We start from the raw sequence: 14176 nt of genomic DNA on the forward strand, positions 1-14176 counted from the left end.
TGCGCAAACAATGAAATATTGAGACATCCGTTTCGGGCGCCACGTGGGTTGGGCTGGCGCCACGTCATTTCATAAGGAAAGTTGCATGGCACATCAATGGCGTTTTTTCCGCTCCGGCGGTTTTGATCAGGTACGACTGGACAAAATTGAGGACTGGCAACAGCTGTCGTCTTTGGACCCGAAACTGTGGGCGGCGTTGAGCTGTCCGGTCAAAGGACTGGAGTTTGACTCGCGTACCATGGCCTACCTAGACAGCGACAATGATGGCCGGGTACGGATTGATGAAATCAAGGCGGCAGTGAGTTGGGCCTTGTCAGTACTGCAACAACCAGAAGTATTACTCAGCGGGCAGGCGTTGCCGTTAGGCGCGATTTGCAGTCAAAACGAAGCTGGCCAGAAGTTGCTGGCATCGGCGAAACGTATTTTACAAAACCTCGGTAAAACCGATGCAACAGAGCTGACGGTTGATGACACAGCCGATCTGTCGCTGATTTTCCCGGCCGATCAGCTTAATGGCGATGGCATTATCACGGCGGAACTAGCCAACAGCGACGCGCTGAAACAGTTGATCAACACACTGCTTGAGCTCGGCATTCAAAGCACAGATCGCAGTGGTGCCCCAGGGATTAATCAGGAACAGCTGGATCTGTTTGTCGCCGACGGCCAAGCTTTTACTGCATGGCAACTAAGCGGTGCCGACATCCAGACCACGCTGGGTGCAGCCACCGACGAAGCCTGGCAGCTGCACAGCAGCCTGCACGCCAAAGTGACCGACTACTTCACCCGTTGTCAGCTGGCGGCGTATGACGCCAATGCCACAGTGGCGCTGAATGGCACGGCCGAAGATTATGCTGCGCTGTCGCGTCAGCTGTTGTCTCAGGCGTCCAGCGACACGAATCATTTGCCACTCGCAGCAGTCAGCGCCGATGGCAAACTGGCGCTGCACAAAGGCGTGCACCCGCATTGGGCCGAAGCGCTTGCACGACTGGCCGAACTGACCGGCGCGCTGTGGGGCGAAGTGAAACACATCAACAGCAAAGACTGGCAGCAACTGACTGACGTGCTGCAGCCTTATGCCGACTGGCAGGCGCTGCGGCCGGTCAGCCAGGCCGCCACTCTGGCGCCTGAGTTATTAGCGGCATGCCTTGACGCGCAGGTGCTGGCTGCGGCCAATGACTTAATTAGCCAGGATCTGGCGCAACAGGCCGAAGCGGAATCAGTGCTGGATGTCGACAAGTTAATCCGCTATCAGGCCTCATTACGCGATTTACTGCGTAATTTCGTCAGTTTTGAGAGTTTCTATAGTCTGGAAAAACCAGCGATTTTCCAGAATGGTCGCTTGTATATTGACGGGCGCAGCTGTGATTTGTGCCTGAACGTCAACGACGCCGGCAAACACGCCAAACTGGCCGGTTTAAGCGGCATGTACTTGTTATATATCGATTGTGTGCGCAGCAACGGTGAGAAAAAATCTATCGTCGCCGCAATGACCGCCGGCGATGCCGGCAATCTTATGGTCGGCCGCAACGGTGTGTTTTATGACCGCGCCGGTGTCGACTGGGATGCGACTGTGACCCAGATTGTCAGCAATCCAATCAGTATCCGCGAAGCCTTCTTCACGCCGTATCAGCGCATTGGCCGGATGATTTCTGATCAAATCCAGAAATTCGCCGCCGCCAAGGATAAAGAAATTGAAGCACAAAGTGCCGCCGGCGTCGGTGATGCCGCTAAAGTGGCCGCAGCGCCGGCGCCGGCCAAACCGCCGGCACCTTTTGATGTGGCTAAATTTGCCGGTATTTTTGCCGCCATTGGTTTAGCCATTGGTGCCATCGGTACCGCGCTGGCGGCCGTCGTGACCGGTTTCCTCGGGTTGGTCTGGTGGCAAATGCCGTTGGCGCTGCTTGGGATCGTGTTGTTTATTTCCGGCCCGTCGATGTTATTAGCCTGGTTTAAACTGCGCGCGCGTAATCTGGCGCCATTGCTGGATGCCAACGGTTGGGCAGTGAATACCAACGCCAAACTCAGTATCAAGTTTGGTACCCGCTTAACCGCGCTGGCAAGCTTGCCATCGGGTTCCAGCCGTTCACTGACCGACCCGTTTGAAGAGAAAAGTAACTCAGGCCTGTGGTTGATTTTAATCGTGATTGTGGTCGCGACCTGGGTGTTCTGGCGCCAGGGCTTATTGGCGGCGTGGTTGTAGTGATGACCGACGGGCTCTGATCGTACGACGGCGCTGCGCTTGCACGTACCTACCTATAACCCATTGATTAATAGGCATGACTCAGCGCGGCGTGAAGATACGCCGCGCTTGTTCTTTAAAGGCCTCGCCGATACGGATCTGCTGTAGGTTGCTTAGCCGCAGGCTCTGACTGTCGAGACTTTGCACCTGCTGCGGATTCACCAGAAAAGATTTATGTACCTGGACAAAGCCATAGTCAGCGGTCTGTTCGCTGATAGCTTTGAGCGTGGCGCTGACCAGCGTCATTTTCTCGCCTTGCCAAACCTTCACGTAATTACCGTAACCTTCAAAACAACAAATCGTCTTCAAATCAAAGCGGCGTAATTCGCGGTCAACTTTCAGCACAATGTGCGCGCTCTCTGCCGCAGGCGTGGCAGCTGCGGGCACGGCAACAGGCGCCAGCAAACCGGCCCGCCGCCGCACTTTATCCATCGCTAAAGCCAGCCGCTCGCCACTGACCGGCTTCAATAAATAATCGGTGACATCGAGCGCAAACCCTTCCAGCGCAAATTCGGCATAAGCCGTCACCAGCACCACCTGCGGCGGCTCTGCCAACAGCTTCAGCATCTGTAAACCAGTCAGTACCGGCAGCTGAATATCCAGCACAATCAGATCCACTGGCTGGGTTGCCAGCACGGCCATTGCCTCCGCGGCGCTGTAGCAGTGACCCTGCACCACCACATCAGCATGCGCCGCCAGGTGATGCAGCAACACCTGATGCGCCAGCGGCTCGTCGTCGACGATCAACAGTTTCAATGGGGTGCTCATGACAGCTCCGGCCACAGTGGCAGCTGTAATTCGGCATGCCAGCATAACGGATTGTCCGGGGCCGGACCGCTCTGCAATAAAAAGTCAGTGCCATACAACAGCTGCAAACGCCGGCGCAGATTCTCCAGCCCCATGCCCGCACCAATCGTGTTTGTATTAGTCGCGTTCACATTAGTCGCGCCTGCAGCCTGCTCTGGCAGCGTATTGCGGCAAATGAACACCAGCCGCTGCTGCCTGACTGTGGCGGACAACCAGATTTGACTGACCGCGGCGCTCGTCTCCACGCCATGTTTATAGGCGTTTTCTACCAGCATGATCAGTAACAGCGGTGGCAGCTGCCAATGGATTTGCGCTGGGGGGAAATCGGTCAACAGACTGGTTTTGTTACTGACCCGCAGTTGCTGCAAATCAACATAATGCTGCACATAATCCAACTCCTGCGGCAATGTGACCTGGCTCTGCTGGCCCTGATACACCACATAACGCAGCAAATCCGCCAGCTTCAGCACCAGCTGCGGTGCCGCGTCCGATTTCAGCAAACACAGCGCATACAGGTTATTTAACGTGTTAAACAAAAAATGCGGATTGATTTGTTGCTGCAGTAATTGCAGTTCAGTGCGGACCTGCTGATGACGCAGCTGTGCCAAAGCGCTGTCCTGCTGCTGGCGTTCAAAGGCCAGGATCAAAGGCGTCGTTAGCAGCCACTGCAGCAGCATAAAATTGAAGTTGTACCAGTCAAACGGGTTCTGACTGCCACCCGGTACGGCCGGCACTGCAACGCCATGATTCATCGGCAATTGCAGTAACAACCAGGCCAGTGGCGCGTAACAACACAGGATCAACAATAAGCTCAGCAGCACAAAAGGCAACAGCCCGTGCCGCGCCAGCAACCGGCGGATCAGCTGATAGCGCGTCAGCCAGTAGCAGCCAAACATCGCTGCGGCCATGATGGCAAATTGCCACAGATACCACAGCCACACCCCCGGTTGTGCAGCTATCAGCGACCAGTCAACACGCACCGGGATTGGCTGCACGGCAAAGCCGGGAGGATGGGAAGTCATCAGGCAAGTCCAAAGCAGAGTCCAGAGGCCTAGTAACAGTAGCAGCACCGCATCGAGTGACCAGAGCCGCGACCAGCCGGTCAAAGGCCCACTGTGTTGCCGGCGCTGATAAGCCAGATGACACCAATACAATAACGACAACATGCTAACCAATAGCCAGTTTGTTGCCTCGAAGCGAAAGGCCAGCACGCTGCTGTGGCTCCAAAACCACCAGCACGCCGGATATAACAGAAAAGCGGCGGACCATATCAATACAAGCGTTGTAGTGTGTCGTCTGGACATCGCTGAGCCGTCGCCCGGTTGCAGGCATACACTGAGCCAGCCCTGAGCAAACAGCAACGGCAAATACAGCAGCACCGACAGCAATGCTGATGTCCATAACGGCGGGATCTGGCTATAGGCGGCCACATCTGCCGGCAACATCTGCGGCGACATCAGCGCCCACAGCCAGGCCAGCAGCACCGGCAATAGCGCTAACAGATGGTCCGTTTTTATCAGATCAGCAAATTTCATCAGTACAGAGAGTCCAAGGGTGATGGCCTTATGCTGCCTGCCGCCAGCGGGATTGTCATCTGTCCGCTGACAAAAACCGGTTTTAGCCTGACGAAGCGATTTCCTGCAGTTTTTTTGACTTGGTCATCCCAACAGGCCGGTTGGTCATTGCCAGCTTGAGCCGCACCGCGCTGTGGTTTTAGCCTCAACGGCATTGACCACAGCAAGAAGCAGCCAGATGTTACAGATCCAACAACTCTCCAAAACCTATGCCGACGGCACCCAGGCACTACGTCAGCTTACCCTGACGGCAGGCCGTGGGCTATTTGGCCTGCTCGGGCCCAATGGCGCCGGTAAATCCAGTTTGTTACGCACTATTGCCACGCTGCAAAGCGCCGACAGCGGCACGCTGCTGTTTGATGGCATTGATGTTCAACAGGAGCCGGAGCGGCTGCGCCGGCAACTCGGTTATTTACCGCAGGAATTTGGCGTCTACCCGCATCTGTCGTGTCAGGCGCTGCTTGAACACATCGCCGTGCTCAAAGGCCTGCATCAGGCCACAGCGCGGCGTGAACAGATCAACCTGTTGCTGGCGCTGACCAACCTCAGCGCAGTGGCCGGCAAAACGGTGGCGCACTTTTCCGGTGGCATGCGCCAGCGCTTTGGCATCGCGCAGGCACTGCTCGGCGACCCGAAACTGTTGATCCTTGATGAACCGAGCGCCGGACTGGATCCACAAGAGCGCGCGCAACTGCATAACGTGCTCTGTGAGATCAGCCGTGACCGGCTGGTGCTGCTGTCGAGCCATATTGTCGATGACATCGAACAGCTTTGTCCGCAGGTCGCCATCCTGCTGCAGGGCCAGATTGTGCTGCAAGGCGACACGCAGGGTTTAATCAGCCCGCTCAACGGACAAATTTGGCAGGCATATGGCGCTGCGATCACCCTGCCGCCACAGGCGCAACTGCTGCAGCGCAGCTACCAGCGCGGCATCCCGCTGCTGCGTGTGTTTGCGCCGCAAAGTCCCGGCCCGGATTTTCAACCGGTTGAGGCCACGTTGCAGGACCGCTATTTTCTGGCACTGGCCCAGGCTCAAGTGGAGCGTGCGTTATGAAGCTCGGGGCCCTGCTTTACAACGAATGGCGGTTTTACCGGGTGCAGCCGCAATTCTGGCTCTGCCTGTTGCTGGCGCTGGCCTTTGCCGCGCTGGTCAATCTGAATCCGGGTTCTATCGATGCGCAGCCGGAAAAGGCGCTGTTGCTGCGTCATAGCATGCTGCTGATGTCCATTCAGCCGCTGCTGCTTGCCGTGTTGGCCCCGCTGGCGTTCTGCCGTGATGGCCAGCATGGCATCAGCGCCCTGATTGACGTCAGCGCGCAAAGCCTGCGCCAGCGTTTGGCCGTGCGCGCCACCGGTTTATGGCTCAGTGGTATGGCGATGCAGCTGATTTTCCTCGTGATGGTGGCGCTGGTGATGTCGAAGGGGCTGCCGGATAGCAGCGAGATTTGGCGCTGGTCGCTGATCCTGTTGCTGGTCCAGCAAGTGCCGGCCATCACATTGCTGGTCGCGCTGTTCTTGTGGTTAAGCCGTCACAGTCAGTCGCCGCTGGCGCTTTATTTACAAGGCGCAGGGATTTGGCTCGGCTATATGCTGTTGGCGGCAGCAACAGGGTCACCGCTGATGGCGAACAGCCAGTCGATTTCGCCGCTGCTCAGTCAGCTGATGCTGTATCTGGACCTGTATGCGCTAAGCCCGCTGCTGGCGCAACTGCAACAACAAGGCGCAATACCGGCTGGCCTGCTGCAGCTTGAGATGACCTTTTGGCTGAATCGCATGCTGATTGTCAGTCTTGCCGCCTGGATCTGTTGGCGGGCGCTGCGGCCCGGGACATCCGCTTTGCCACAACCGGAACATCGGCGCAGGGCGCTGTCGATGCGCTCAGCTGCACAAAGCGCTGCGGCAAACGGCCTGCTACAAAATCAGACACAGGGTCAGTATCAGCCTTGCCCGCCCGGCGCGCTGACCTTTTGGCCGGTCTTTCGCGGTCTGATACAGCTGCAATGGCAACAACTCTGCTGGCAACGCAGTACGCTACTGGCTTTACTGGCGCTGTGCGGCCTGATTTTCAGCGAGGTCTACACAGGTTTGGGTTATGCCGAACATTTCAGCCAGTTACTGCCGAACAGCCGGGACGCGATCAACCGGGTCAGTGGCGATGTGGTCCCACGCTTTGGCCTGTTGTTGCTGGCATTCTGGGTCTATCAAGTGGCATGGCTGAACCGCCAGCAGCGCATCGATGGTTTGATCGCCGCCACCCCGGTGCCATCGGCGCTGTTGTTATCCAGCCAGTTCGTGGTGTTATACGGGCTGGTTCTGCTACTGGTCGTGCTGAGTCTGGCGGCTGTTGCACTGGCGCAAGTGCTGTTGCAGGTGCCGCTGGACCTGCTTGAATACGGCCAGCAAGGCTTATTGTTAGTGCTGCCGTTGTGGGTCTGGGCGACGTTATTGCTGGCCTGCCATGCGTTGTTACGCCAGCCACTGTGGGCCAATCTGGCGGTTGCCGGCCTGCTGGCGTTTGGCCTGTCCCCGCTGCCGGCCATGCTGCAACTGCAGCATCAGCTCTGGCGCGTTGGCCAAAGCCAGTTGGCGTTGCCGGATAGTTTGTGGGGCTATCAGGGCGCTTTAGGCAACACAGCACAAACTTTTGCCGGTGATCTGAGCAGCGGCGGCTTCTGGCCATACCTGCTGCTGTGGGCTTTGTTGGCGCTCAGCCTGTTTGCGCTGGCCTTACAGTTTTATCATCGCGGCACCGGTTTCAGCAGGAACAAGCTTGCCACCAGGCTAACGCCGCTGACCGCCGGTGCCGCTTTATGCGCCGTGCTGACACTGATGCAAGGCGGGTCATTGCATCAACAACTCGACCAGGCCGGCGCGTTGCAAAGCCGCGACGAGCGCCAGGCGAAACAAGCCGCCTATGAGCGACAATACCAACACTGGCAGACAGTCCCGCAACCGATGGTACGCCAGGTCAAACTCAGCGCCAGCCTGCAACCTCAGGCACAACAGGCCAGCATCAGCGCAACTATTACCCTGCACAATCCACATCCGACCGCCATTTCACAGCTATTGCTGGGGTTTCCACGCCTGCAGTTCGGCGCTGAGCTGCAAAGCCTGCAACTGCAAGGTGCACAGGCGGAAAGCATCGACGCTGCGCTGGGCCAGCAGATTTTTACGCTGCAACCGGCGCTGGCGCCTGGAGCCAGCATTGAACTGCAGATCCGGCTGGAATTAGATCAACCAGCCATCGCCGCAATGCCTAACCATCAGGTATTAAGGGCGGAATTTAGCTATCTGCGGCTACTCCAACTATTGCCGCAGCTCGGATTTGTGCCGGAATTACGCCTGCGTGACGACGCCGACCGCGCCCGCTTTGGTCTTGCTGCGTTGCCGGCTGCGCAGCGGCAACCTTCGGTGCTGGCCGCAGAGGCGACACCGGCCAGTGCACGCTATGACTGGGCCATCCTCGACACCACCATCGCAGTGCCAGTTGGTTATCAAGGCATCGCCGCCGGCACTTTACTCAATAGCTGGCAAGCCGAAGGGCTGCAGTTTTTCCACTACCGCACGCATGCACCGGTGCGCAATTTGCCGGCACTGATCGCAGTGCCTTGGCAGCAGCAAAGCAGCACTGCGGCAGGCGTGCCGTTACAGATTTACAGCCCGGAATTTAATACTGCCACCGATTTAACCATGCAGGCGATGCGTGACACAGTGCAATGGTTTTCGCAGCAGATCGGCGCCTATCCGGGCGACGCACTGCGGCTGGTGATCATGCCGGACATAGGTCCAACCGGCTACGCGTTGCCACAGCTGGTGCTGATCAATCATCGGGTCGGTGTGCGGGCCAAGCCAAGTGCAGACGCGCCTTTTAGCCAGGTCTACCGGCGCGCTGCACATGAAACGGCGCATCAGTGGTTTGGTCATGGCATCGGCAATGGGGTACCCGGCGATGGCGCTTTTCTGGTTGAGTCGCTGGCTAAATACGCGGAACTGGTGCTGCTGGAGCAAAGGTTTGGCCGCGCGGCGATGCAAGGGCTGGTCGATTACGAGCAACAACGCTATGCGCGGGCGCAGGCCGGCAGTCTGGCGGCCGCCAGCAGTCTGATTGATGCCGACGAGTCTTATGATCAGTATTCCCGCGCCACACTGGTGTTTGCCAAGCTCAGAGCAGAACTCGGTGATGCGGTGATCATTGCGGCCCTGCGTCAGCTCTGGCAGCAACACCGGTATCCGGCAACGCCGGCAAGTTCGATGGATTTTGTCCGGGCGCTGCGGGCACAAAGTCCGGCCAGCGCACAGCCGTTGATCGAACAGCTGTTGCTCGGGACTGATGTCAGGCCATTGTTGGCAGAGTAACAAATCCAAAATGTTAGCGGCAGATAGCAACTTTAGGCCAGCGCCAACACAACTCATGTAGTTTTCACGAAGAAGGAAGCGGATATGTATCAACATCACTTGGTGCGACTGGTTGTTGCTGGACTTGCCTGCCCTGCAGTTGCTGGCCTCCCGCTTAACGCAGCGCCGGCTCACCCCGGCACCGCCTGTTTTGTTGCGGACCACGCATTACCACGCAAGCAGCAGCTTGTTCAAAACATGTTGCCCAGCGTAGTATTTGCCAATGAAAGCCTCGCAGAGCCCATCGCAACACGCATGCGCTGGCACAAAGTGCCCGCCTTGTCTGTCGCGGCGATCCACAAAGGAAAACTAGACTGGACTGAAGCCTGGGGTGAACTAAAGATCGGTGGCGCAGCTGCCGGTTGTGGCAGTCTGTTTCAGGCTGGATCTCTGTCGAAACCGGTCACGGTGTTGGCCGCACTGCGGATGAAACAGCAAGGTCTGATTGATTTCGACCAAAATATTGAAACCTATCTCAAGTCCTACCATTTGCCGGCTGGTCGTCAAACCGATGCGCAACCGGTGACGTTGCGGAACTTGTTCACCCATACCGCCGGCATCACACCCGGTGGTTATGCCGGTTACCCACAACTGCAGTCACTACCCACTGATCAGCAAACTGTTCGCGCCGAAACACCCAGCAATGCGCGCAAGGTCGAGGTGCTGACAACACCTGGCACGCAACTGGCTTACTCCGGTGGCGGCTACACCGTGGCGGAAATCGCACTGCAAGACCAGCTACATCAACCATTCGAGCAGCTGATGCGCCAATGGCTGTTCGTTCCTGCCGGCATGAAACAGGCCGATTTTACCCAGCCGTTGCCGAGCGCCAACCACACTAGCGCCGCATTCGGTTATCGGGCCGATGGCAGCGGCGTACCAGGTGGTTGGCACAATCATCCTGAACAAGCAGCTGCTGGTTTATGGGCGACACCGAGCGACCTTTCGATATTTTTGCTTGAGATCTGGAAAGGCTATCGGGGGGAAAGTAAGATCTTCAGCCACGCCAGTATCCGGGAACTATTGGCCAAACCGGTGGATGGCCACGCTTATGGTTTTCGTTTGATTGGCGCGGGTGATCAGATGTTTATCACCCATTACGGCGGTACTGTTGGCTACCGTGCCGGTATGACAATCAACCTGAGCACAGGCGATGGTGCCGTCTTTATGAGCAACTCCGATAGCGGCTCAGATCTTGGCCACGAATTCCTCAACGCGATGTCCCGCGTCTACCATTGGCCCGAGTTCCGTGAGGAGCAGGTCCGGCGCAAAGCGTTGCCGGTCAAAGCTCTGCAATCATTAACCGGGCAATATGAATTTACCCAGCCAAAAGTTAAAGTATCCGTCGTCTACGAAAATCAGGCATTAACGCTGCTATTTCCGAATGGAGATCGGTATGCCATGACCCCAATCCAGGGGGCGCCATTTGAATTTATCCACGCAGCGACGGCCGTGCGCATTAGTTTTGCAGGCAATGGTGCAGATTTGCGGCTTAGCCTATACGGCCAGACCGGAAAACGTGAGGTGACAACGGTGCCATAGCCTGTGCGGCAATTTGAATGCAGGCGAGCCAAGGGTAATATTCGGGATCTGCGCCTGCCAATGTCACCGATATCTTTTAGGAATGAGGATATGTAGACAAAGGTCTGCACAATAGCATTTTGGGTTCTGCTGCACTGTGGTTATACTACGCTGGTTTTTTAACCAGAACGTCAACAGCAATAAGGAGTCTGACGATGAAAAAACCACTGCCGCATCAGCATCAGCGCGGCGAAATTCAGGACAATATGCTCAAAGCGGTGATCACCAGCCCGCTGTTCAGAACCCGGGTGGTCAAAGCGAAAAAAGGCAAAGGTTCGTATAACCGGCATGATAAAAAGGGGCGACAATCGCAAGATTCCGCCCCTTTTTCTTGCCTGCTATTCTGTCACCATTAATCTGAAATCGTCGGCCACTGTCGAATCAATGCAACCAACCGCGCGATTTTCACATCACTGAGCTGCCGGTAATCCAGATAGGGACACACCACCAGCCGCATCCGCTTTGCCACGGCGAATTCATCATCGAGCCAGACTAAGCCGCCGGTCAATGCTTCAGGTAACAGCCCTTGCGCCAGTAAATCACGCGCGTGCTGCCGGCCAGCAATGATATGGATTGAGTCTATGCCGCAGTCTGATGCCGCAAATCCTGTTTGGCCAAACAACAACGCCGTATCCGATCCCGCCTGCAACAACGACTGATCACGCCATTGCTGCCAGCTTAGAGCACCGTGCAAATCCGGCTGCCAGGGCGTAGGCAATGCCCACACCAGCTTGGCGTAGACATTAAACACCTTGCGCCAGCCATTGCCGCAGTGCTGATAAATCTGGTCGATTTGGCCGGGCAACAACGCCACGCAGTGCTCCAGCGTGGCAAATTCCGCCATCGGCGGCGCTTTGGCGACATAGACGCGCAAGCGCGCCTGTGGATTGCCTACACCGGGCTGTTGCAACAGGCTCACAGCTGCTGCGTTTTCAGCCAGGCATCGACCTGCGCCGGGATGCGTTTGACCCGATCCAGCCGGCGTTCAATGCCGGCGGCAGCTTCCTGATATGCGGTTTTTACCGGCTTGGTCGTGGCAATCGCCGCTTTTTGCCGCAGCAAGCTCGCTGTGGCCGCATCGCGGGCAGCGCCCAACAGCGACGCATCAAAACCGTCACGACGCAGCGGGTCTAAGCGCTCATCAAAAGCCGCCTGGTTCGCCAGATAAAAATCGTACGCCAACTGGGTATGTTCCAGCGCCACGCGGTTTAATAAACCCGGACCAAATTGTTTTGGCGTTAAATCGGTCAGAATCAATGCCAATGCCTGTTTCGCCAGTGCAGCGTCTTTGGCGGAAGCCAGCGCACCCAGCAGACGACGTTTTTCCGTGCTGTTACTGGTATTGGCAGCCAGCGTTTTCAGCTGAGCAAAGTCTGCAGCTGTAGCCTGAGTGCCGACAATTTTCAGCACGACGCCATACAAATCACCAGGTAATACCGATTTATCGGTCTGGCTGGCAGCGAATCGTTTGCGTGCTTCAGCAATGACGGCTTCATCGCCCAGATCCGCCAGCACTCCGATCAGGCTGCTGCGCAAAATACTGGTATTGTCTGATTCAGCGGCCTGCTTTTCCCAGCCGACTTTGGCAAACAACGCCTGCGCTTTTTTCAGCGCAAAAGTTTTGTAAGCCTGCTCACCCGGCAGACCGCGATATAAGTCGGTAAAGCCTTCCAGTTGTTCGACCACGTCCGTGGCAATAATGGGGTTGGCGTCAGCCGGCAGTTGCTGCGTCAGCGCCAGATAGCGGCTGATGTCGCTGTAACCGGCGTAACCCAGTGACACGCTGTCTTTTAACAAACCCAGCTGATCTACCGCCGGTAACCGGGCAAAACCTTTCACCACGTCGGCGAACAACGCGTCGCTGTAGTCAACCCGGTAATAACCGGTCTGGCCGGCGTTGACCGTAACAGCCCCACAACCCGGCACCGTCATGGTTTGCGGTGCATCACCGCGAATTTCAGCGCGGGCGGCGGCTTGACCGGCCACTTGCGCTGTCACCGGTACTGTCCATTGTTGCGGTTGTTTTGATGCAGCATCGAGACCAAAACGGCCTTGCGTTAAGGTCAGCGTTGTATTGCCCTGCTGACATTCCGCTTTGACGGCCGTGATTAAAGGCACGCCAATCTGGTTGGTAAAATCTTTGGCGATGGTTTCAACCGGCCGGCCTGATGCCTGCGCCAGGGCCTGCCACAAGTCGCTGGTGACCGTATTGCCATACTGGTGTTTTTGCATGTAAGCACGCACACCAGCACGAAACGCCTCCTCGCCAAGATAGGCTTCCAGCATGGTGATAACCGATAGACCTTTGGAGTAGGTAATGCCGTCAAAAGCTGCATTGGCTTCTGCTAGATTGCGTACCGGCTGCACGATTGGGTGGGTCGTTTCCTGCGCATCCTGGAACATGGCGTAATTGCGTGAGCCAACGGCGCCTAATTCAGCATGCCACTGCGGATAAAAATGCTGACTGGCTTTGGATTCCATCCAGGAGGCAAAACCTTCGTTCAGCCACAAATCATCCCACCACTGCATCGTGACAATATTGCCAAACCATTGGTGGGCCATTTCGTGACCGACCACGGCAAACACTTCCTGCTTGTCGCTGGTGTTGGAGAATTGCGGATCGAGTAATAAGGTGCCTTCGAAGTACATCACGGCGCCCCAGTTTTCCATCGCGCCAAAACCACCGGCCCCCGGCACGGCGATGTGATCCAGCTTCGGTAACGGGTACTGCACCCCGAAATAGTCGTTGTAATAATCCAGCAGCTGATAGGAAGCGTTCAAGGCAAAAGTGCCTTTGACGGCATCACCTTTTTTCGCCACCACACCATGTTCAATGCCGCCGGAGCGCCCGGAAATGCGCTCATAATCACCGGCTCCGACGTACAGCAGGTAGCTGCTCATTTTCACGCTCTGGGCAAAATCAACCCGGGCGCGGCCATCCGCTAATGGCTGGCGGCGCTGTTCTGGCATATTCGACAAGGCCAGTTGGCCTTTGGGCTCAATAATACTGATTTTGAAAATGGCTTTGTGTGAAGGCTCATCCCACATCGGCGCCAGTTTACGCGCATCGCCCGGCTCAAACTGGCTGGATAACATCCGGCCGCTGCTGCCATCGGCTTTGCTGTAATCGGTGACAAACAAACCAGCCGACTGTTCGTAAATTTTGCCCTGATACCGCACGCGCAGCTGGTGTTTGCCGGCGCTGACCGGCGCTTTGAAATGCACTCTTTGCGTTTCGGCGACGACTTCGGTATCGACCTTTTTACCATCGAGGCTGGCGTCGATGATGGTTAAATCCAGCGCGTTGAGTACCAGCTCCTCAAGCACCTGCGTGGCGTTAAAATCCAGCGTCAGTTCGCCCTGAAAGGTCAGTTTCTGTAAATCCGGATCAATGGTCAGTTGATACAACTGCGGGCTGGCGCCGGCCGGTAATACATCGCGCTCAACAGGGCTGGCGGCAGTGCTGCCCGCAGAAAAAAGCGCCGTTGAACAAAACAAAGCAGTAGTCACAGCCAAAGCCAGCCGTGTTTTTGAGAATAAGTGGGTCATCGGGGTTAAAATCCTTGCCGGGTCAAACAGC

At 56.6% G+C, this 14176-nt stretch carries 9 protein-coding genes; 5 read left to right on the forward strand and 4 right to left on the reverse strand.

What is annotated here, in order from left to right; genetic code table 11:
* The first annotated feature begins 85 nt into the window (after positions 1 to 85).
* Complete coding sequence (locus ACQ66Q_RS09705; RefSeq protein ID WP_430456614.1) at positions 86 to 2200, forward strand: hypothetical protein; 2115 nt, start codon at positions 86 to 88, stop codon at positions 2198 to 2200.
* A gap of 81 nt (positions 2201 to 2281) precedes the next feature.
* Here ACQ66Q_RS09705 and ACQ66Q_RS09710 read toward each other — a convergent pair whose 3' ends face one another.
* Positions 2282 to 3007, reverse strand: a complete 726-nt coding sequence (locus ACQ66Q_RS09710; RefSeq protein ID WP_430456615.1) for a LytR/AlgR family response regulator transcription factor — start codon at positions 3005 to 3007, stop codon at positions 2282 to 2284.
* The gene (locus ACQ66Q_RS09715; RefSeq protein ID WP_430456616.1) at positions 3004 to 4581 is read right to left on the reverse strand and encodes a sensor histidine kinase; all 1578 of its coding nucleotides are present in this window, start codon (positions 4579 to 4581) and stop codon (positions 3004 to 3006) included. The genes ACQ66Q_RS09710 and ACQ66Q_RS09715 overlap by 4 nt, the downstream gene beginning before the upstream one ends.
* A gap of 217 nt (positions 4582 to 4798) precedes the next feature.
* On the opposite strand from ACQ66Q_RS09715, the gene ACQ66Q_RS09720 reads away from it, so the two are divergent.
* The 4 genes from ACQ66Q_RS09720 to ACQ66Q_RS09735 all read left to right on the forward strand — a co-directional run bounded on the left by ACQ66Q_RS09720 (position 4799) and on the right by ACQ66Q_RS09735 (position 10952).
* Positions 4799 to 5674 (forward strand): ATP-binding cassette domain-containing protein, encoded by an 876-nt coding sequence (locus tag ACQ66Q_RS09720; protein WP_430456617.1) that lies wholly within the window; start codon positions 4799 to 4801, stop codon positions 5672 to 5674.
* Positions 5671 to 8976: a M1 family aminopeptidase gene (locus ACQ66Q_RS09725; protein WP_430456618.1), complete on the forward strand. Its 3306-nt coding sequence runs from the start codon at positions 5671 to 5673 to the stop codon at positions 8974 to 8976. Before ACQ66Q_RS09720 ends, ACQ66Q_RS09725 begins: the two co-directional genes overlap by 4 nt.
* Before the next feature lie 237 nt (positions 8977 to 9213).
* Entirely contained in the window at positions 9214 to 10557 is a 1344-nt protein-coding gene (locus ACQ66Q_RS09730; protein WP_430456619.1) for a serine hydrolase domain-containing protein, read from the forward strand.
* Positions 10558 to 10751: 194 nt separating this feature from the next.
* Entirely contained in the window at positions 10752 to 10952 is a 201-nt protein-coding gene (locus ACQ66Q_RS09735; RefSeq protein WP_430456620.1) for an alternative ribosome-rescue factor A, read from the forward strand.
* Here the strand turns inward: ACQ66Q_RS09735 and ACQ66Q_RS09740 are convergent.
* Positions 10949 to 11515 carry a DUF6942 family protein gene (locus ACQ66Q_RS09740; protein ID WP_430456621.1) on the reverse strand — a complete coding sequence of 189 codons (567 nt, stop codon included), beginning with the start codon at positions 11513 to 11515 and terminating at the stop codon, positions 10949 to 10951. The genes ACQ66Q_RS09735 and ACQ66Q_RS09740 overlap by 4 nt on opposite strands.
* Positions 11512 to 14145, reverse strand: a complete 2634-nt coding sequence (locus ACQ66Q_RS09745; RefSeq protein WP_430456622.1) for a M1 family metallopeptidase — start codon at positions 14143 to 14145, stop codon at positions 11512 to 11514. The genes ACQ66Q_RS09740 and ACQ66Q_RS09745 overlap by 4 nt, the downstream gene beginning before the upstream one ends.
* Between the last annotated feature and the right edge of the window lie 31 nt (positions 14146 to 14176).

It is taken from the genome of Rheinheimera sp., from assembly GCF_965283995.1.
Lineage (GTDB): Bacteria > Pseudomonadota > Gammaproteobacteria > Enterobacterales > Alteromonadaceae > Pararheinheimera.

Excerpts from the sequence above, each read along its gene's own strand:
- ACQ66Q_RS09705 (WP_430456614.1), top strand. The coding sequence starts at position 86 with ATGGCACATCAATGGCGTTTTTTCCGCTCCGGCGGTTTTGATCAGGTA.
- ACQ66Q_RS09710 (WP_430456615.1), bottom strand. The coding sequence starts at position 3,007 with ATGAGCACCCCATTGAAACTGTTGATCGTCGACGACGAGCCGCTGGCG.
- ACQ66Q_RS09715 (WP_430456616.1), bottom strand. The coding sequence starts at position 4,581 with ATGAAATTTGCTGATCTGATAAAAACGGACCATCTGTTAGCGCTATTG.
- ACQ66Q_RS09720 (WP_430456617.1), top strand. The coding sequence starts at position 4,799 with ATGTTACAGATCCAACAACTCTCCAAAACCTATGCCGACGGCACCCAG.
- ACQ66Q_RS09725 (WP_430456618.1), top strand. The coding sequence starts at position 5,671 with ATGAAGCTCGGGGCCCTGCTTTACAACGAATGGCGGTTTTACCGGGTG.
- ACQ66Q_RS09730 (WP_430456619.1), top strand. The coding sequence starts at position 9,214 with ATGTTGCCCAGCGTAGTATTTGCCAATGAAAGCCTCGCAGAGCCCATC.
- ACQ66Q_RS09735 (WP_430456620.1), top strand. The coding sequence starts at position 10,752 with ATGAAAAAACCACTGCCGCATCAGCATCAGCGCGGCGAAATTCAGGAC.
- ACQ66Q_RS09745 (WP_430456622.1), bottom strand. The coding sequence starts at position 14,145 with ATGACCCACTTATTCTCAAAAACACGGCTGGCTTTGGCTGTGACTACT.